The 16,380-nt window shown below is 66.5% G+C and carries 21 protein-coding genes and 4 tRNA genes; 15 read left to right on the top strand and 10 right to left on the bottom strand.

Going from position 1 to position 16,380, the window contains the following annotated elements:
- The first annotated feature begins 24 nt into the window (after window positions 1-24).
- The 4 genes from ACFVIV_RS08125 to ACFVIV_RS08110 all read left to right on the top strand — a co-directional run bounded on the left by ACFVIV_RS08125 (window position 25) and on the right by ACFVIV_RS08110 (window position 1,831).
- The gene (locus tag ACFVIV_RS08125; RefSeq protein ID WP_379194067.1) at window positions 25-714 is read left to right on the top strand and encodes a dienelactone hydrolase family protein; all 690 of its coding nucleotides are present in this window, start codon (window positions 25-27) and stop codon (window positions 712-714) included.
- Between the two features lie 88 nt (window positions 715-802).
- A tRNA-Ser gene (locus ACFVIV_RS08120) sits at window positions 803-892 on the top strand.
- Window positions 893-930: 38 nt separating this feature from the next.
- Window positions 931-1,003 (top strand) — tRNA-Arg (locus tag ACFVIV_RS08115).
- A gap of 153 nt (window positions 1,004-1,156) precedes the next feature.
- Window positions 1,157-1,831: a hypothetical protein gene (locus ACFVIV_RS08110; protein WP_379194066.1), complete on the top strand. Its 675-nt coding sequence runs from the start codon at window positions 1,157-1,159 to the stop codon at window positions 1,829-1,831.
- Window positions 1,832-1,855: 24 nt separating this feature from the next.
- On the opposite strand, the gene ACFVIV_RS08105 is transcribed toward ACFVIV_RS08110, so the two are convergent.
- The 4 genes from ACFVIV_RS08105 to ACFVIV_RS08090 form a co-directional block, all read right to left on the bottom strand.
- Window positions 1,856-2,569: a maleylpyruvate isomerase family mycothiol-dependent enzyme gene (locus tag ACFVIV_RS08105; protein WP_379194065.1), complete on the bottom strand. Its 714-nt coding sequence runs from the start codon at window positions 2,567-2,569 to the stop codon at window positions 1,856-1,858.
- A complete protein-coding gene (locus ACFVIV_RS08100; protein WP_379194064.1) occupies window positions 2,566-3,261 on the bottom strand; it encodes a DUF998 domain-containing protein in 696 nt (231 codons plus the stop codon). Before ACFVIV_RS08100 ends, ACFVIV_RS08105 begins: the two co-directional genes overlap by 4 nt.
- Before the next feature lie 65 nt (window positions 3,262-3,326).
- Window positions 3,327-3,746 carry a very short patch repair endonuclease gene (locus ACFVIV_RS08095; RefSeq protein WP_379194063.1) on the bottom strand — a complete coding sequence of 140 codons (420 nt, stop codon included), beginning with the start codon at window positions 3,744-3,746 and terminating at the stop codon, window positions 3,327-3,329.
- A 16-nt stretch (window positions 3,747-3,762) separates the two neighbouring features.
- Window positions 3,763-4,905 (bottom strand): DNA cytosine methyltransferase, encoded by a 1,143-nt coding sequence (locus ACFVIV_RS08090; RefSeq protein ID WP_379194212.1) that lies wholly within the window; start codon window positions 4,903-4,905, stop codon window positions 3,763-3,765.
- A gap of 198 nt (window positions 4,906-5,103) precedes the next feature.
- Between ACFVIV_RS08090 and ACFVIV_RS08085 the strand changes: the two genes are divergently transcribed.
- A complete protein-coding gene (locus ACFVIV_RS08085; protein ID WP_379194062.1) occupies window positions 5,104-5,712 on the top strand; it encodes a putative glycolipid-binding domain-containing protein in 609 nt (202 codons plus the stop codon).
- 2 nt (window positions 5,713-5,714) lie between these two features.
- On the opposite strand, the gene ACFVIV_RS08080 is transcribed toward ACFVIV_RS08085, so the two are convergent.
- Window positions 5,715-6,665 carry a prephenate dehydrogenase gene (locus tag ACFVIV_RS08080; RefSeq protein WP_379194061.1) on the bottom strand — a complete coding sequence of 317 codons (951 nt, stop codon included), beginning with the start codon at window positions 6,663-6,665 and terminating at the stop codon, window positions 5,715-5,717.
- 58 nt (window positions 6,666-6,723) lie between these two features.
- On the opposite strand from ACFVIV_RS08080, the gene ACFVIV_RS08075 reads away from it, so the two are divergent.
- The 3 genes from ACFVIV_RS08075 to ACFVIV_RS08065 all read left to right on the top strand — a co-directional run bounded on the left by ACFVIV_RS08075 (window position 6,724) and on the right by ACFVIV_RS08065 (window position 7,922).
- Entirely contained in the window at window positions 6,724-7,263 is a 540-nt protein-coding gene (locus tag ACFVIV_RS08075) for a tRNA adenosine deaminase-associated protein (protein ID WP_379194060.1), read from the top strand.
- A 79-nt stretch (window positions 7,264-7,342) separates the two neighbouring features.
- Window positions 7,343-7,780 (top strand): nucleoside deaminase, encoded by a 438-nt coding sequence (locus ACFVIV_RS08070; protein WP_379194211.1) that lies wholly within the window; start codon window positions 7,343-7,345, stop codon window positions 7,778-7,780.
- A gap of 54 nt (window positions 7,781-7,834) precedes the next feature.
- A tRNA-Ser gene (locus ACFVIV_RS08065) sits at window positions 7,835-7,922 on the top strand.
- A gap of 40 nt (window positions 7,923-7,962) precedes the next feature.
- Here ACFVIV_RS08065 and ACFVIV_RS08060 read toward each other — a convergent pair.
- Together ACFVIV_RS08060 and ACFVIV_RS08055 are read right to left on the bottom strand one after the other, a co-directional pair.
- The gene (locus ACFVIV_RS08060) at window positions 7,963-9,198 is read right to left on the bottom strand and encodes a tyrosine-type recombinase/integrase (RefSeq protein WP_379194059.1); all 1,236 of its coding nucleotides are present in this window, start codon (window positions 9,196-9,198) and stop codon (window positions 7,963-7,965) included.
- Window positions 9,195-9,677, bottom strand: coding sequence for a helix-turn-helix domain-containing protein (locus ACFVIV_RS08055; protein WP_379194058.1), 483 nt, complete (start codon window positions 9,675-9,677; stop codon window positions 9,195-9,197). The genes ACFVIV_RS08060 and ACFVIV_RS08055 overlap by 4 nt, the downstream gene beginning before the upstream one ends.
- A gap of 339 nt (window positions 9,678-10,016) precedes the next feature.
- On the opposite strand from ACFVIV_RS08055, the gene ACFVIV_RS08050 reads away from it, so the two are divergent.
- The 7 genes from ACFVIV_RS08050 (at window position 10,017) to ACFVIV_RS08020 (ending at window position 14,142) form a co-directional block, all read left to right on the top strand.
- Window positions 10,017-10,295, top strand: coding sequence for a hypothetical protein (locus ACFVIV_RS08050; RefSeq protein WP_379194057.1), 279 nt, complete (start codon window positions 10,017-10,019; stop codon window positions 10,293-10,295).
- 49 nt (window positions 10,296-10,344) lie between these two features.
- Entirely contained in the window at window positions 10,345-11,604 is a 1,260-nt protein-coding gene (locus ACFVIV_RS08045) for a phage portal protein (protein WP_379194210.1), read from the top strand.
- Window positions 11,605-12,177 (top strand): hypothetical protein, encoded by a 573-nt coding sequence (locus ACFVIV_RS08040; protein ID WP_379194056.1) that lies wholly within the window; start codon window positions 11,605-11,607, stop codon window positions 12,175-12,177.
- Between the two features lie 107 nt (window positions 12,178-12,284).
- Window positions 12,285-12,671, top strand: a complete 387-nt coding sequence (locus ACFVIV_RS08035) for a hypothetical protein (protein WP_379194209.1) — start codon at window positions 12,285-12,287, stop codon at window positions 12,669-12,671.
- Window positions 12,671-12,817 (top strand): hypothetical protein, encoded by a 147-nt coding sequence (locus ACFVIV_RS08030; protein WP_379194055.1) that lies wholly within the window; start codon window positions 12,671-12,673, stop codon window positions 12,815-12,817. The genes ACFVIV_RS08035 and ACFVIV_RS08030 overlap by 1 nt, the downstream gene beginning before the upstream one ends.
- A gap of 123 nt (window positions 12,818-12,940) precedes the next feature.
- A complete protein-coding gene (locus ACFVIV_RS08025) occupies window positions 12,941-13,825 on the top strand; it encodes a phage major capsid protein (RefSeq protein ID WP_379194208.1) in 885 nt (294 codons plus the stop codon).
- 23 nt (window positions 13,826-13,848) lie between these two features.
- Window positions 13,849-14,142 carry a hypothetical protein gene (locus tag ACFVIV_RS08020; protein ID WP_379194054.1) on the top strand — a complete coding sequence of 98 codons (294 nt, stop codon included), beginning with the start codon at window positions 13,849-13,851 and terminating at the stop codon, window positions 14,140-14,142.
- Window positions 14,143-14,649: 507 nt separating this feature from the next.
- Here ACFVIV_RS08020 and ACFVIV_RS08015 read toward each other — a convergent pair.
- From ACFVIV_RS08015 to ACFVIV_RS08005, 3 genes are all read right to left on the bottom strand, one after another.
- Window positions 14,650-15,681 carry a HoxN/HupN/NixA family nickel/cobalt transporter gene (locus ACFVIV_RS08015; protein ID WP_379194053.1) on the bottom strand — a complete coding sequence of 344 codons (1,032 nt, stop codon included), beginning with the start codon at window positions 15,679-15,681 and terminating at the stop codon, window positions 14,650-14,652.
- 43 nt (window positions 15,682-15,724) lie between these two features.
- Window positions 15,725-15,812: transfer RNA gene (locus ACFVIV_RS08010), tRNA-Ser, on the bottom strand.
- A 44-nt stretch (window positions 15,813-15,856) separates the two neighbouring features.
- Entirely contained in the window at window positions 15,857-16,360 is a 504-nt protein-coding gene (locus tag ACFVIV_RS08005) for a MarR family winged helix-turn-helix transcriptional regulator (protein ID WP_379194052.1), read from the bottom strand.
- Window positions 16,361-16,380: the final 20 nt, after the last annotated feature.

The following is a 16,380-nucleotide window of genomic DNA, read 5'->3' as shown; positions in this document are numbered from 1 at the left end:
ACCTAGCGCAACTAGTCTGGCTCTATGTCGGGCGTTTACCGCGATCTAGCACCCGTGCACGACACCACCAGGGTTCCCCTCACCGTGATCGAACCCGACGGTCACACCCGCGGCGGCATCGTGGTCCTGCACGAATCACGTGAATTCACCGAGCCATTGCTGGAACTCATGCGCTCGCTGTCCGAGGACGGATGGACCGTGCTGGCCCCCGACCTCTTCCATCGCTCCAATGGCGTCGCGCCCGACAAGGTGTTCGGCGCCGAGCTGTTCGCCGATTTCGACGCCTGCTTCGACTGGCTCACCGGACGCGGCGTCTTCCGCGACTGCATCGGCGTGCTCGGCTTCGATTCGGCCGGCACCGCCGCCGCCCTCGTCGCGACCAACAGCCGCATCGGCGCGGCGGTCAGTGTCGCCTGCCCGGGCATCGAATCCGCGCTCACCCCGCAGGCCATCGATCTGGTGACCGCCGTCCCCGATCTGAAGGCCCCCTGGCTGGGCCTGTTCGGCGCCGACGATCCGCGCACCCCGGCCGAGCAGGTCGATCGCCTCCGCGACGCCGCCGCCCGCGCGGATGTGGCGACCCTGGTGGTCACCTACCCGGGCCTGCACCACCGCCCCGACCACCCGGGCTTCGATCCGGCCGCCCTCGACGATGTCTGCGTCGTCGACGCACAGACCCGCATCTTCGATTGGTTCGACAGTCACCTGCGCTGACCAGCCGTTTTGCCTATTGGTCAGCCGCTGTGTAATCTTTCGTCCCGGCGGTTCGAAAGGACCGGTGCCCTCGGAAGAGAAGGCTCCAGGAGGCGTGCCAGAGCGGCCGAATGGGACTCACTGCTAATGAGTTGTCCCTTCACGGGGACCGGAGGTTCAAATCCTCTCGCCTCCGCCAAGCCCGGTACGCCGGGTGCCACACAAGTTAATAGCCATGCGCCCGTAGCTCAACGGATAGAGCATCTGACTACGGATCAGAAGGTTGGGAGTTCGAGTCTCTCCGGGCGCGCAGCAAGAAGCCCCGCACCACCGGTGCGGGGCTTCTTTCATTTATCAAGCGCATTTGCACAATGTATTTGTCGAATCGAATTGTTCTTTTCCGATTCTCCCCTCAGCAAAGACCACAGCGGCTTCACAGGATCGATTGCTTTCCTCTATTGCCATGAGCAATATTTCCAGCAAAAGCAAATATCGAATCACCGCCGCGGCCCTGGCGGCCGCGACGATCGTGGGCCCCGCCGCCGCCGTGGTCGCGGCCGCACCCGCGCAGGCCGCACCGCTGACCACGAACGAGGGCACCGGCACCGGCCGCTTCGACAAGGACGGCTACGACAAGAACGGGTTCGACCGCAACGGCTACGACAAGAACGGCTACGACCGCAACGGCTACGACCGCCGCGGTTTCAACAGCGCCGGCTACGACAAGAATGGATTCGACCGCAACGGGTACGACAAGAACGGTTACGACAAAAAGGGATTCGACCGCTACGGAAAGGACCGCGGCGGTTACAACCGGGACGGCTACAACTGGTCCGGATACAACCGCGACGGTTACGACCGGAATGGTTACAACCGGGACGGCTACGACAAATGGGGCTACGACCGCAAGGGCTACAACAAGTACGGCTTCAACCGATCCGGCTACGACCGAGCGGGCTACGACCGCTTCGGTTTCGACAGGAACGGCTTCGATCGCCACGGCAATCCGCGCCCGGCGCCCGCCCCGGCCCCGCCGCTGCCCGAACCGGTCGAGCAGTTCCTGCGCACGCTGCCCCAGCCCGTCGAGCAGGTCGTGCGCCCGCCCGTGGAAGCGGTCTTCGCCCTCCTTCCGCGCTGACGCGGGACCCGAATGTGCCCTAATTCACTTCCAGGCGGCCAGATCCGGAAGATCTCCGGTGAGATCCGCGCCGGGATTACGCCCGATGAGCCAGGCGGCGAGCGCGGTCGCCGGGCCGCTGACGGTGGTCACCGGGGTGCCGAGGGTCTCGGTGTAGCCGGTGTCGGTCGCGGTGACGGTGAAACCGGTGGCGCCCTTGGCGGCCTGGTCGGCCACCGACTGCGGGAGCAGGCGGGCCACGAACTCGGCGGGCCAATCCTGGGCCGTATAGCCGAATCCCAGGTCGACATGGTGGATCTCGACCTCCAGCATGCGCATCCACACGACGCGGGTGGCCGGGATCTCACCGCCCTGCCGATTGCGGACGGTGGTCTCCCAGCGCTCCTCCGGCATGACGCGGGCCAGCGCCAGCCAGCGCTCCGAGGAGGCGGTGAGATCCTCGAGCTGTTCGCGCAGCGGACGGGGAGCGCCGGCCTCGATATCGGCCTCCCGCAGGAAAGCGCTTGCGTATTGCGGGGTTTCGATCCCGGTGCGGGCCCACAGCAGCAGGTTGACGAGGCTGTCGGCATTGCGGGACAGGTGCGCGAGCACGTGGCCGCGGGTCCAGCCGGGCAGGAGCGACGGTTCGACCAGATCGGCGTCGGAGAGCTTGGTGACGGTATCGAGCAGGCGATCGGTCGCGGCGGCGACAGTGTCGAGCTGGCGGGGGATGGTGAATTCCGTTGCGTCGCTGGTCACATTCCGACCCTACGTTCGGCCACGACGATTTGCACCGCCAGCGCCAGCAACCAGAGGGACATGGCGCCCACCTGGATGCGCTGGGCGATGCCGAGACCGTAGTTGCCGGACAGATTGTCCGCGATCAGCATCCACGCGGTCACGATCGAGCCGAAGATCAGGATCCACAGGCCGGTGTGCCGCAGGATCGGCCAGCGGTCGTATCCGAACGCGGCGACGGTGAAGGCGACCATGGCGATGAAGATCGAGAACACCGCGAGCGAACTGGTGAGCGCGTGCACCTGGTGCAGTTGCGGGAACAGGCCGCTGCCACCGGAATCCGCACCGGGTTTCAACGGCCACTGCGCATCGGCGATGGTCGCCGCGCCGAAGCAGGCCAGCGCGGTCCAGGCGATGGTGGAGTAGCGCCGGCGCGCGAACAGCAGCAGGCCGCCGATGCCGGCGATCAGCAGCAGGGCGCCGGTCACGGTGTCACCGGTGCTGAAGAGCCATCGGTAGGGTGCGCCGTCTTCGGCGAGCTGGCTGAGGAAGGTGTTCGTCGGATCGCTGTCGATCGGCAGCACGAATTCCAGGATCCAGGAGGAGTAGCAGATACCGGCCAGCCCGATGAGTACGGCGACCCCGTAGCGCAGCATCCGGCGGCGTGATGTGATCGGCGTGCTCGGTGCTGCGGTCTGCTCGGTTGGCGTCATTGCTCGTGCTCGCTTTCGCTGGCCTCGCTGCCCTGCCCATTGTCGCCCATGCGCCCGCCCGGCGGTCACACCTCGCTGATCAGCGCGTTCAAGACCTGGTCGGCGGCCGTATCGGCGGTTTCGTGCTCCCACACCCGCACCACGGTCCAGCCCGCCGCCCGCAGCCGCGCATCGGTGTCCCGGTCGCGCGTCACATTCCCGGCCAGCTTCTCCGCCCACCATTCGGCATTGTTCTTCGGGAAGGTGGCGTGCTCCGGGCAGCTGTGCCAGAAGCAGCCGTCCACGTACACCGCGATCTTCCGCCGCGGGAAGACGATGTCGGCCCGCCGCCGCAAACCGGGCAGCGGCGCACGATCCACGAAGAACCGCGCCCCGCGCCGATGCAGCTCCTTGCGCAGGGCGATCTCCGGCTTGGTGCCGACCCGCCGCTGCCGCGACATGCGCGCACTGGTCGCCGCATCGGTCGGCGGTCGATGAGCGCTCACCGCACCCTCCTCCGGATCAGGCGGCCTCGCGCGGAAATCCTCCCATTCGATCGAGGTGGTTCTCCACATCGTCGAGAAATCCGGGCGGAAAGCGCAGCGTGCCCATGCGGGTGCGGCGCAGGAATCCCGCGGTGGCGCGGGCGGACAGCAGCCGCCCCTCGTCGAGGAACCAGCGCAGATCCTCGTACGGCGCGTGAACGGGCCAGGTGGACACCGGAACTCGATGCACCACGCCCTCGCGGCCCCACGCGGCCGTCGGCCAGCTGCGGCGGCTGTGCGGTTCGCCCTCCGGGAACGGGTCCGCGGCCGGTTCGGCTAGGCGGCCGCCGATCCAGGTCGCCATGCGCACGCTCACCGCATTGCCGACCAGCTTCCAGCGATGCCCCGCGCGCACGCCCGGGACGCCGAGCGCCGGCGCGGTCCACTCGCGGTCGAAACCCTGCAGCCGCTCGGCATCGGTAATGCCGGGCGTGACGATCTCCCCCGACGGCAGGCGTACCGCCGGCGGGCTCGCAATGCCCAGGCCCGAACCGCCTTTCAGCGTCGGCACCGCGTTCACGGCCCAGCCCAGCCCGCGCGTCCCCTCCGTCCAGTAGAACCCGCACGGATCGTGCGCCGGATCGCCGACCTCCCGCGGCCCGGCATCCGCGCCGAACAGGATCGGCCGCGGATCCTCGGTGCGCGACGCCAGCATGAGCACCCGCTCGCGCCGCTGCGGCAGCCCGAACGCGCGCGCGTCGACCACCCGGTAGGCCCACAGGTACCCGAGCTCCTCCAGCGCGGAGGTGATGTGCCGCATGGCCGCCCCGCCGCCCAGCTGCAGCATGAACGGCACATTCTCGATCAGCAGCCAGCGCGGCCCCCGCTTGCGCCTGACCAGCCGGAACACCTCGTCCACCAATCCCGAACGCGCCCCGGTGATTCCGGCCGTGCGTCCGGCCTGTGACAGGTCCTGGCACGGGAATCCGGCGGCGACGAGCTCGGTGCCGCCGGGTAGCGACCGCAGCCGTGTCACATCCGAATGCAGGGCCACGCCCGGAAAGTGCGCCCCCAGCACCGCCTGCGCGCCTGCGTCGATCTCGCACAGCAACTCGCTGCGGAATCCGTGCGCGGACAGCCCGAGCTCGAGCCCGCCGATCCCGGCGAACAAGCCGACCATCCGCGCGCCCGTCACCACACGTCCCTTCCACCACGGAGTTCCCCTGCCTGCAAGCACGTTACTCGAGTCCCCCGCGACCAATCGAGATCAACACCGTTCCACACCCCGCCGAGCAGGCATCGGCGCAGGCGAATGCCGGGAACACGCCTGCACCATGACATGCTGGGCAAAGGTCGCGGGGGTGCTGGACGTACGGTTATGGGTGTGACGGAGAGCGGGAGCGAGGATTCGACGACGCCGGCGCCGCGGTGGCCGGCGATTCTGACCTGGCGGGCGCACAATGCGTCGCGGATGGAGTCCGTCCGGGTGGTGCTCAGCGGCAATCGGATTCGCGCGGCGGGGCGCATCATCGCCGGCGGATGCGAGGATCACCCGGCCTTCAGCGCCTCCTACGACCTTGTCACCGATGAGAACGGCGTGACGCGGCGGCTGTCGCTGCGCAGCACCCTGTCGACCGGGGAGCGGCACGCGTCGATCGCCCGGGACGAGGAGAATTACTGGCTCATCGACGCCGGTGGCACGCATGTGCGATCCACCTTCGGCGGGGCCCTCGACGTGGACGTGGTGCTGAGCCCGTTCTTCAACACCCTGCCGATTCGCCGCTACGGGCTGGCGCACGCCAGCGAGGACGTGCAGGTGCCCGTCGTGTACGTGCGCCTGCCCGATCTGCTCGTCGGCGAAGCGAGCCTCACCTACAGCAGCGGCGTGGACGGGATCCACGTGCTGTCGCCGGTGTCCAGCGCCACCGTCACCGTCGACGCCGACGGGTTCCTGCTCGACTATCCGGGGCTCGCCGAACGCATCTGAAGTCAGCCGAGCGAGGTGAGGACGCCGCCATTGCGTCCGGCCGCGGCCAAGCGGGCCAGCCAATCGTGGTCGCCGGGCGCGATACCGGTGATCTGCTCGCGTACCGCGTCCTCGTAGTCGGTGCGGGCGTCGTGCCCGGCCGTGGTGAGCTCGGCCAGGGAGTCGGTGTCGCGCAGCGCGTCGCGGGCCGCCGTGAGCAGGCGCAGCGTGTCGTCCAGCACGTCCACCAGGGCGGTGGCGTTCGGCTCGCAGATGGCGCGGACCAGCTCGGGTGCGGTCGCGGCGACGCGGGTGCCGTCCCGGAAGGATCCGGCCGCCAGGCCCAGGGCCAGCGGTCCGCCGTTCGCGCCCTGAATGGCCAGGGCTTCGGCCAGCACATGCGGCAGGTGCGAGATGCGGGCGACCGCGCTGTCGTGTTCCTCCGACAGCACCGGCACCACGACCGACCCGCAGTCCAGGGCCAGTTCGGCGACGCGCCGCCACGGATCCGCGTGCACGCCCGGATCCACGCTCACCGCCCAGGATGCGCCCTTGAACAGGTCGGGAGTGGATGCGGCCCAACCGGATTCACTGGTGCCCGCCATGGGGTGCCCGCCCACGAAGCGCGCGGACAGCTCGTGCCGGTGCACCGCTTCCCGGACCGGGCCCTTCACGCTGATCACATCGGTGAGCGCGCAGTCCGGGGCGAACAGCTGCACATCCGAGAGCACCGCGTCCAGGGCGGGCATGGGCACGCCGATGACGATCAGCGCGTCGCGATCCCCAGCGCGCCGCAGCACCGCCTCGGCATCGCTGATCACATCGAATCCGTCGGCGCGCGCGGCCGCCGCACCCGGCTCCGACCGGTTGTATCCCCATGCCTCGTAGCCGGCGGCGGCCGCGGCGCGCAGCACCGAACCGCCGATCAACCCGGTACCGAGGACACAGACCGCTGCTTTCGGATCGCCCGTCATGCGATCAGATTCGCATACGACTTCAACATTTCCCCCGAAGCGGACTACCGTTGCGGCCATGGCAGCACAACGCTCGAGCACGAACAGGGCGGCGTCGGACGATTACGACGACGTGGAAGGGTTCGCAGTGGCGGTTGTCCGCGAAGAAACAACCTGGAAATGCACGCCGCTGTCCGCGGCGGCATTGAACAGTCTGTCCGCGGCCGAGCAGGAGCTGCGCGACCTGAGAAGTTCCGGCGCCACCTTCGGCCTGCTCGACGTCGACGACGAATTCTTCATCATCCTGCGTCCCGGCCCCACGGGCAGCCGCATCCTGCTGTCCGACGCCACCGCCGCGATCGATTACGACATCGCGGCCGATGTGCTCGAAGAGCTGAATATCGAAATTCCGGATATCGACCCGGACGATATCGACGACATCGAGCCCTGGGAGGAAGGCGACCTCGCCGTCCTGGCCGATCTCGGCCTCCCCGAACCCGTCCTGTCGGTCATCCTCGCCGAAACCGACCTCTACCCCGACGAACAACTCGGCATGATCGCCCAGCGCCTGGGCTTCGCCAATGAATTCGCCGCCGTCCTGGACAAACTCCCGCGCTGAGCGCATGACCACCGACACCCCCCGCGGCACCGCCCCGGCCCCCCGGCCCGGCGGTGCCGCCCTGCTATCCGACGAAGCCATGATCCGCGCCGCCATCGCCGCCGCGGCCGCCGCCGACGTCCGTGACGTCCCCGTGGGCGCGGTCGTCTTCGACTCCGAGGGCCGCGAACTGGCCCGCGCCGCCAACGCCCGCGAGGCCCTCGGCGACCCGACGGCCCACGCCGAGGTCCTGGCCCTGCGCGCCGCGGCCCGGGTCATGGGCGACGGCTGGCGCCTGGAAGGCGCGACCCTCGCCGTCACCCTCGAACCGTGCACCATGTGCGCGGGCGCTCTGGTCCTGTCCCGCGTGGGCAAACTCGTCTTCGGCGCCTGGGAACCCAAAACCGGCGCCGTAGGCTCCCTCTGGGACGTCGTCCGTGACCGACGTCTCAACCACCGCCCCCAAGTCCGCGGCGGCGTCCTCGAACCCGAATGCGCTGCTCTCCTCGACGATTTCTTCCGATCCCAGCGCCCCTAGCAGCCTGTTCAGCCGATTTCGGTATTCACCGGGTCATCCGGTAAAGTCACCGGCGGTGGCGTGTCCGAGCGGCCTAAGGAGCACGCCTCGAAAGCGTGTGAGGGGTAACCCCCCTCCGAGGGTTCAAATCCCTCCGCCACCGCTCCGGCCCCTGACTTGTTAACGCAGGTCAGGGGCTCTTTTTATGCCGCAACAGGGGTCAAATCACCCCGAGCCGCAACATTTCCGCAACGGGGAGCCGACGAGTACCGCTCGTGCATGATGTCCGCAACGTTATCCAGATCCGCATTGAACAGATCCGCGTAGTCGTTCAACGTCACGGACGGGTCCTTGTGGCCGAGCATCTTCGACAACACCAACACGTTCGCGCCCGCCGAGATCGCCAACGACGCGCAGGTATGCCGCAGATCGTGGGGCGTGATCCGCTGCACCTTGGCCCGCTTCACCGCGCCGACAAACCAACCATCGTCAGTCTTGGATCGGCCAAGGTACTTGGTGGAGTCCTCCTTGTTGGGGAACACCAGCGCATCGGCGGACAAGCCCTTGACGTGATCCCGCAGCAGATCGAGGACGAACCCCGGCACCGGTACCGCGCGATTCTCTCGCCCCTTGGTCGGCCCGACCTTGAACCCTGTTTCTTCCGTGACGGCCTTCGTGATCGAGAGCCGCTTCCGTGTCACGTCGATATCGGAGACCCGCAACGCGATGGCCTCACCCCACCGAATACCGCAGTACGCGAGCACAAGCACAAGAAGACCGTGGCCGTGAACGTCTGCTTCCTTCGATAGTCGGCCCACATCCTCGGCAGTCAGATAGATGTGCTTCTTACGGATCTTCTTCGGCATAATCTTCGATATCTGCTTGCCGCGCGCCTGATTCTTCGGCACGAGCCCACGCTCGACGGCCATGTCCATGATCCCCGCGAGGACGCCATAGGCGCGGATGATGACCGTTGCTCCGGCGTTGTCGTCCGGCTCCCCCTTCGCCGCTGCCCGCTGCTGTGCGGCCAGCCGCATATCTACCAGCCAGGTCTTCACGTCTTCCTGGTCTACGTCGCCGACGCCGACCCCCGCCCAGCGTTCTTCGACGTGGTTACGCCAGGATGCTTCGATCGGCGTGTAACTAGTCTCCGCCGTGGTCGCCTTCTTCTCCTTCAACCAGTCCGGCGCAAGCGCACTGATCTTCGTCCGACCAGCTGAGGGCGCGATGTACTCGCCGGTGAGCTTCTTCGTCTCGGTCGTGTTCTGGAATGCCTTCGCGGCACCGATGGTCTTGAACCCGGACTTCGATGTCTGCTTCCCCGCAGGTGTCCGGTAGACGACTCGGTAGCGAATCCCCTTGTCCTTCGGCGTTTTTCGTACGTCGTATTCGTAGATGCCTGGGTAGTTGGTGGGTCTCTCCTTGGCGCGGTCGGTCACTTGGGGGCCTGTTCCTTAATCTCATTGAGTAGCAACACGATTCGGCGAAGTGCTTCCGCCTGCTGCTGTGGCGTGAGCGCCGTGTACATGGGGCCGATGACGTTGGTGAGCACGTCCATGGAATTGATCGCGCCGATGCCATCCCGGACGGCGTGTGCGGCGGCGACTTGGGGATCAACCCGTTCCGACGTGAGGGCCTGCCACATCTTGTAGAGCGTGGACGCCTTCGGTGGACTGCCTTCGCCCGCCTCGGCGTACTTGACGGTGCGCAAGGAGACGCCGGACCGCTCGGCGAGTTGAGCTTGGGTCACGTCCCGTTCGTGGCGCTCCAAGCTGATCATGGTCGCCGCCGCCCAGCGGTCGAACGGGTCGCGGAGGTTGGCCCACCAGTCCGGATTCCAGGGCTCGAGGTCCGGATTCTCGCGGCAGTACTCCTCCAGCGTGAGCGGTTCGTGATCCCTCTCACTCTCGTCATTCACTGGCGTTCCCTCTCGTGCAGCTTGATTCCCACGGGGTGCAGATTATCAGTTCTGCACCATAGCGTCCAGCTACCATGTGGCAATTAATCACCGGGAACATGGTGTACTCTCTGTGAACGAGGGTGCAAAACGCACCATGAAATCGGGAGAAACGCCCGTCAGTCATGGTGCAGAAACATTCTCAGCGGCAGGGTCGGGACATCTGACTCGGGACCGCGAGCGACGAGCCTCACGTCCAGCCCGTCGCGGGTCGCACCCGTACCCAGGCAACGGGAGAGAGGCAGCAGACATAACGACTGCCTCAAACCGGACGCGAGAACCCGAGAGGAGGTGAGACCTATGAATACCGGCCACGCTGCCCGCATGGCCCCCGCGACGGACCGGCTGTTTCAAGCGGTAATGGCGAAAACCGTTACCCACGATGGGGATTCGCGATTGTCGGCGCACCTGGATCACTGTGTGGCGAAGCGAACCCCGATGGGCGACTTGGTTTCCAAGGACAAGCGGAATTCGCCGCGCAAGATCGACGCCGCTGTAGCCGCTATCGCCGCGTATGACCGTGCCGCCTGGCACGCGATCAAGACCAAGAAGAAGAGGACTGCAAGTTTCCATGGATAGCAATGTGACCCCTGATCTGCTGCCGAACATGCCGTTGCTGACCGATCTCATGCAGCGGCTCGAGGCCCCGGCGGCGCGCTATGCGGAGTTGACGGCCTACTACCAGGGGCGGCAACCGCTGGCGTTCCTGTCCCCGGAGGCGCGGACCGCATTGGGGGAAAGGTTCGGGCGGATGGCGTCGAACATCCCCCGGCTGGCTGTGAATTCGCTGGCGGAACGGCTGCGGGTGACCGGATTCTCCGGCGTGGACGTGTGGCCGGACTGGCTGCGCAACGATCTCGACCAGTGGGCGGGGGTGGTGCATCGTGAGGCCCTGCTGTACGGCAACTCGTATGTGACCGTGTGGGCCGACCAGGTAACGGGCCTGCCGAAGGTAACCGTGGAATCGGCGACGCAAGTCGCGGTGAACACCGATCCCGGCTCACGACAGGTCGCGGCGGCGGTGAAGCGGTGGCAGACCAAGACCACCACGGAGGCCGTGTTGTACGAGCCGGACCGCATCACCAGGTTGCGGGCGAACGTGACAGGCGCGACCACACAGGGCTTCCAGGTAGTGGACGTATTCGACAATCCCCTCGGCGTGGTGCCGGTGGTGCCGTTCCGAAACTCGGATCTCCTGCTGGGCGAAGGTGTTTCGGAGATCGAGGATCTGAAACCGTTGGTGGACGGGCTGAACAAGTCGCTCGCGGACATGATGGTGACCTCGGAGTATGTGGGCCGTCCTCGGCGCTGGGCCACGGGCCTGGAACTCGAGGAGGACGCCGACGGCAACCCGGTGAATCCGATCCCGGAGGGCGACCGGGCGATGATCTCGGAAAGCGCCGATTCCAAGTTTGGGCAGCTTCCCTCGGCTGACCTGGGCGGATATGAGGCATCGGTGCGGGTGCTGCTCGGTCAGATCATGGCTGTTGCGGCGCTCCCGGCTCACTATGTGGGCGTGTTCACCGACAATCCGGCGTCGGCGGATGCTTTGCGGGCATCGGAGGCCAGTCTTACCGCGCGGGCGGAGGCGCGACAGGGCATGTTCGGCCCGGCGTGGGAGGACGTGGCCCGGTTGATCGTCGCGGTTCGTGACGGCGTTGACCCGCTGACCGTCAATCCCCGCGTGCAGTGGGCGGATGCTGCTACCCGGTCGGTGGCGCAGGAGGCCGACGCCATCGTGAAGCTGTACGCGGCGAAGGTGCTGCCGCATTCGGTGGCGCTGGCGAAGCTGGGCTATTCCGAGTCGGAGATCGAGGAAATCCGGCAGGCCCGGCGCTTGGAGGCCCTGGACGCCGCCGCCGTGGATCTCGGTTCGCTGGCGGTCTAGATGGGCTACCAAGACAAGTTGCTGGCCCTCGGCGATGTCGCGGAGAAGGCGGTACTGGCGGTCTATGCCCGTTTCGAGTCCGGCGAGCTGTCCCACGATGAGGCGGTCGCGGCGATAGCGGCGGTGGTGGCGAAGTCGAATTCGCGTGCGGCGGCGCTGGCCGCTCTGTCGCTGGCCTCGAGCCTCATGGAGCAGTTGGGGGCACCGGTCGAGGTGCAGCCGGTCATGCGCCCGGCGAAGGAGTTGGGGCGGTTGCAGAGGGCGGCGGCGACCACGCTCGCGGTTGCTGCTCGGTCGGACGCCCCGGCGGCGATTGTGGCCCGGTTGGCGAGGGCGGAGGCTTACGAGTCCGCCGCCCGCGCTTTCAGTGAGGGAATCGCCAAGGACAAGCGGGTCGAGGGCTGGGTTCGTGAGGTGGAGCCGGACGGCTGCGAGCTGTGTACGTGGTGGTGGCGCGAGGGCCGCGTGTGGCCTGCCGATCACCAGATGCCTACCCATAAGGGGTGCCGTTGTGCCCCGAATCCTGTTGTGCGGGATGACATTAAACCTGTTTCGAGTAGAAGGAGTTTCTAGTGGAGAACGTGAACGAGAACGCGGTGGAGGAGAACGTGGTGGCCGACCAGGACGTCGGGGTAGTGGAGTCCCCGGACTGCATCGGATCACCGCCGGAGGGGGAGTCGGTGTCGTCGGAGTCGTCGGATAGTCGGTCTAATCCGGGTGCGCCCGAGGGGGAGGCGGAGGCCGACACGTTCCCTCGGTCCTATGTCGAGGATCTGCGGCGGGAGAACGCCAAGTACCGGGACCGGTCCAAGAAGGCCGACGAGTACGCCCGGCGACTTCATGCCGAACTGGTGCGCGCTACCGGCCGCATGGCCGATCCGACAGACCTGGAATTCAACCTCGAGCACCTGGAGGATTCGGAGGCTCTAGCCGCTGCGGTGGACGATCTGCTGACCAGTAAGCCGCATCTTGCCGCGCGTCGCTTGATCGGCGATATCGGACAGGGTGTCGTCCAGTCTGCCCCGGCGGTGGATCTGGCGGCCGTGCTGCGAGCGGGGGCCATGTGATGCCGACCGACACGAAACAGGCTCTCCTGCAAGTAATCAAGGACGGTGTGGCGTCGCTGTCCCTGTGCCCGGATTACGCCGATCAAGTGCGGTGCGTGGAATCTCTGGCCCGTGCGTATGCCCTGGTGGTGTACGGAAAACAGTAGCCAGCATCACACCTGATTTTGATACAAAACTTAATACAATGTGGTATAATCCACATAGGAGGCCGGGGTGTGCCTGGAGTACACCCGTCTCTCCAACCTCTTACGCCCTGGCGGCTCGAGTAGATCAACACTCAACTACTACGCCACGGAGGCGAATTCTCAATGACTGCAACAACTTCCAACGTCAACAATAAGGCCCTGCTGCACGAGCAGGTTTCGTCGCTGCTGGTGCAGCCCCTCGAGGCGGCATCGGTAGTCCTGTCCTCGGGTCCGCGCATCTTCGACAGCTCCGAGCCGCTGCGGATTCCGCGACTGAAGTCCGGCGCGACCGTTGGATTCGTCGGTGAGGGCGAACTGATCGCCGATAGCGATGTCGCTTTCGATGAGGTGAAGCTGATGCCCTCGGACCGTAAGAGCATCAAGACCATCACCAAGTACACCAACGAGCTTGCCCGTCAGTCGGTGATCGGCCTGGACGCCGTGCTGAAGGCTCGTCTGGTGGCCGACGTGTCCAACAAGCTCGATACCGCGCTGCTGACCGGCGACGGCAAGGATAAGAGCATCACCGGCATCATCAACCAGGCTGACGTCCAGACCGGCGTGCTTGATGTGGCCGACGCGGACACGCTGCTGGACGGTATCGCTCTCGCTCAGGCGAAGGAGGTCACGCCGAACCGCTGGTTTATCTCGGGCGCGGACTTCATCGCACTGCGGAAGCTGAAGGACGGCAACAAGCGGTACCTGCTCGAGCAGGATCTCACCAAGGACGCCACCTACCGCCTGCACGGCATCCCGGTCACCGTGACCAACAAGCTGCCGGAGGGCAAGGCGGCCCTGGTCGATATGACTCAGGTTGCCGTCGTACGGGATATCGCGCCCTCGGTCACCGTACTGTCGGAGCGCTACGCCGAATTCGACCAGCAGGCTATCCGCGTGGTCACCCGCTACGACCTGGGTCTACTGCACCCGGAGGGCGTGGTGGTCCTGTCGAAGAAGACGACCCGCTAATGCCGGAGGTTACCGGTAAGCAGGTGGCCGACTTCATGGGTAGGCCGGAGGCTGAACCTCTTGCCGCCCAGGCGGTCCCCATTATCAAGGCCATGGCGATGGCCTATACGCGTGGTACGGGATTCGAGGCTGGGGAGCCTAACGACGAGATCGCGGCCGTGATCGTCACGGCGTCGGCGCGCATGGTGGCGAACCCTGGTCAGATCGAGACCTACTCGCAGGCGGGGCAGTTCACGTCCCGTTCCGGCGCTGGTTTCAAGGGCTGGGAGTTGGCGGAGACGTTCGTGCTGAATCGGTATCGGAAACGGGCACTGTAGCCCTGGCGTGATGAAGGCCCCCGTGGCGTCCCTGGTGGACTGCTGCGGGGGCCTTTTCGCGTATCTGGGGCCGGGCGTGGGGGTTGTGTGGCAAGCCGCCCGGAGGGTGGCGCGGCAGTACTTCAAGGGCTGCCGCGACGGCTCCGCCGCCTTGCCTTCGATCCCCGGTGCCCCGGCCGGAATCCGCAACAGATCCGCAACAGACCGCGCGGGATGCGAATGAATGTTCGAGAACCGCTGTGAAAGAAAACCGGAGGCTACCAGCCTGTTTGGCAGATAACCCCTGGTCGTGTTAGGGCCACAGCAAGAGTTCAAATCCCTCCGCCACCGCCACGAGCCCCTCGCCTGTGCAAGCAGGTGAGGGGCTTCTTCGTTTCACTCGCCAGAATTCTACGAACCAAGCGCATGGGTCTGAAACGACATCGACCGGGAACTGGTGGCGGTGGCTTCTCGCGAAATGCCGCCACCAGTTCCCGGTCGACGTATGGCTTGATCTGGTGCCAGAGGTCAATCGGCGGCCAGGTCGCGTTCCCAGCGCGCTTCCATGTCCGTGAGGCGCCACACCGCCACGGCCACGGCCCAGGTGAGGACGAACAGGCCGACGATGATGAAGCCGAGGTCGCCGAGATCGAGGTTGCCGATCCAGGCGATGAAACCCGAAGTGATGTCGAGTCTTTCGACGAAGATGGAGATGATCTCCTGGACGCCGATGAGGAGGGCGACGGCCACGGAGAGGCCGGTGATGATCAGGTTGTAGTAGATCTTGCGGACCGGGCGGGCGAAGGCCCAGTCGTAGGCGTAGCTCATGAAAGAGCCGTCGAGCGAATCGAATAGCGCCATGCCGGCCGAGAAGAGCACGGGCAGTACGAGAATCGAGTACCAGGGCAGGCCGGTCGCGGCCGCGCCGCCGGCGATCACCAGCAGGCCGACCTCGGTGACGGTGTCGAAGCCGAGGCCGAAGAGCACGCCGACGGGGTACATCTGCCAGGGTTTGCGAACCAGCCGCACCACGGGGCCGAGGACGCGGTTGAGCAGGCCGCGCTCGTCGAGCTGCTTCTCCAGCTGCGCCTCGTCCAGATCGCCACCGCGCATGCGGCGGAACACCTTCCAGATGCCGATGAGCGACACCAGATTCAGCAGTCCGATGGCGATGAGGAAGGTGCCGGAGACGCTGGTGCCCCACAGGCCGGTCCAGGTGTGCAGCGGCGAGCTCTCGTCCTCCAGCGACCCGGCCAGGGCGCGCACGCCGAAGGCGAGCAGCGCGACCATGACGAAAACGATGGTGGAATGCCCGAGCGCGAACCAGAACCCGACGGTGTGGGTCTTGTCGCGCCCGTTCTCGGCCACCAGTTTGCGGGTGGTGTTGTCGATGGCGGCGATGTGATCGGCGTCGAAGGCGTGGCGCATGCCGAGGGTGTAGGCCGTGACGCCGAGTCCGACGCCGAAGACGGCGCCCTGCACCTCGTACTGGCCGGGCACCACGAACAGCAGCAGAGTTCCCCACCCGAGGACGTGCAGCGCCAGAACGGCAATACCCATCCCGATCCAACTGCGCACGAAACACACCCTCACCGTGAAGATTTGGCGGAAGCGGAGGGATTTGAACCCCCGGTCGCTCTCGCGACGCTCGCTTTCAAGGCGAGTGCATTCGGCCGCTCTGCCACGCTTCCAGGCGTCTGATGGTAGCAGTGCCCGATCCGGCTCAGGTCCGGGCTCAGGTCCCGGCGCGGTGGTCGGAGGCCAGGTTCACCAGGTCCAGGGCCGCGGCGACGGCGGCGAGCTGCTGGGGGGTGAGCAGGTCGATGAAGTAGCGGCGGACCGCGGCCACGTGGCCGGGGGCGGCGGCGCGCAGGCGGCGCATGCCCTCGTCGGTGAGCTGGGCCAGCACGCCGCGGCCGTCGTCCTCGCAGGCGGTGCGGCGCACCATCCGCTGGGCTTCCAGGCGGCGGATCTGGTGGGTGAGGCGGCTGCGGGAGGACAGCACGCCGTCGGCGAGGTCGCTCATGCGCAGCGAGCGGCCGGGGGCCTCGGAGAGTTTCACGAGGATGCGGTAGTCGGCGAAGGAGAGATCGCTGTCGCGTTGCAACTGGCGATTGAGGTCGGCCATCAGGCGCTGGCTGCCATCCATGTAGGCCCGCCACGCGCGTTGCTGTTCCGGGGTGAGCCACCTCGGTTCGGCCGCAAAGCGGCCGCCGGATTCGACAGCCACGAACCACATTCTAACTGGCCGGTAGCCGC

It is taken from the genome of Nocardia sp. NPDC127526 (assembly GCF_042672265.1).
Lineage (GTDB): Bacteria > Actinomycetota > Actinomycetes > Mycobacteriales > Mycobacteriaceae > Nocardia.
Note: the sequence above shows the minus strand (reverse complement) of the source record. Positions and strands in the feature narration are given on the sequence as shown.

What these genes read in the sequence shown, in the direction of transcription:
- ACFVIV_RS08125 (WP_379194067.1), top strand. Translation starts at nt 25, where the DNA reads ATGTCGGGCGTTTACCGCGATCTAGCACCCGTGCACGACACCACCAGG.
- ACFVIV_RS08110 (WP_379194066.1), top strand. Translation starts at nt 1,157, where the DNA reads ATGAGCAATATTTCCAGCAAAAGCAAATATCGAATCACCGCCGCGGCC.
- ACFVIV_RS08100 (WP_379194064.1), bottom strand. Translation starts at nt 3,261, where the DNA reads ATGACGCCAACCGAGCAGACCGCAGCACCGAGCACGCCGATCACATCA.
- ACFVIV_RS08090 (WP_379194212.1), bottom strand. Translation starts at nt 4,905, where the DNA reads ATGGTCGGCTTGTTCGCCGGGATCGGCGGGCTCGAGCTCGGGCTGTCC.
- ACFVIV_RS08085 (WP_379194062.1), top strand. Translation starts at nt 5,104, where the DNA reads ATGGGTGTGACGGAGAGCGGGAGCGAGGATTCGACGACGCCGGCGCCG.
- ACFVIV_RS08080 (WP_379194061.1), bottom strand. Translation starts at nt 6,665, where the DNA reads ATGACGGGCGATCCGAAAGCAGCGGTCTGTGTCCTCGGTACCGGGTTG.
- ACFVIV_RS08075 (WP_379194060.1), top strand. Translation starts at nt 6,724, where the DNA reads ATGGCAGCACAACGCTCGAGCACGAACAGGGCGGCGTCGGACGATTAC.
- ACFVIV_RS08070 (WP_379194211.1), top strand. Translation starts at nt 7,343, where the DNA reads ATGATCCGCGCCGCCATCGCCGCCGCGGCCGCCGCCGACGTCCGTGAC.
- ACFVIV_RS08050 (WP_379194057.1), top strand. Translation starts at nt 10,017, where the DNA reads ATGAATACCGGCCACGCTGCCCGCATGGCCCCCGCGACGGACCGGCTG.
- ACFVIV_RS08045 (WP_379194210.1), top strand. Translation starts at nt 10,345, where the DNA reads ATGCAGCGGCTCGAGGCCCCGGCGGCGCGCTATGCGGAGTTGACGGCC.
- ACFVIV_RS08040 (WP_379194056.1), top strand. Translation starts at nt 11,605, where the DNA reads ATGGGCTACCAAGACAAGTTGCTGGCCCTCGGCGATGTCGCGGAGAAG.
- ACFVIV_RS08030 (WP_379194055.1), top strand. Translation starts at nt 12,671, where the DNA reads ATGCCGACCGACACGAAACAGGCTCTCCTGCAAGTAATCAAGGACGGT.
- ACFVIV_RS08015 (WP_379194053.1), bottom strand. Translation starts at nt 15,681, where the DNA reads ATGGGTATTGCCGTTCTGGCGCTGCACGTCCTCGGGTGGGGAACTCTG.
- ACFVIV_RS08005 (WP_379194052.1), bottom strand. Translation starts at nt 16,360, where the DNA reads ATGTGGTTCGTGGCTGTCGAATCCGGCGGCCGCTTTGCGGCCGAACCG.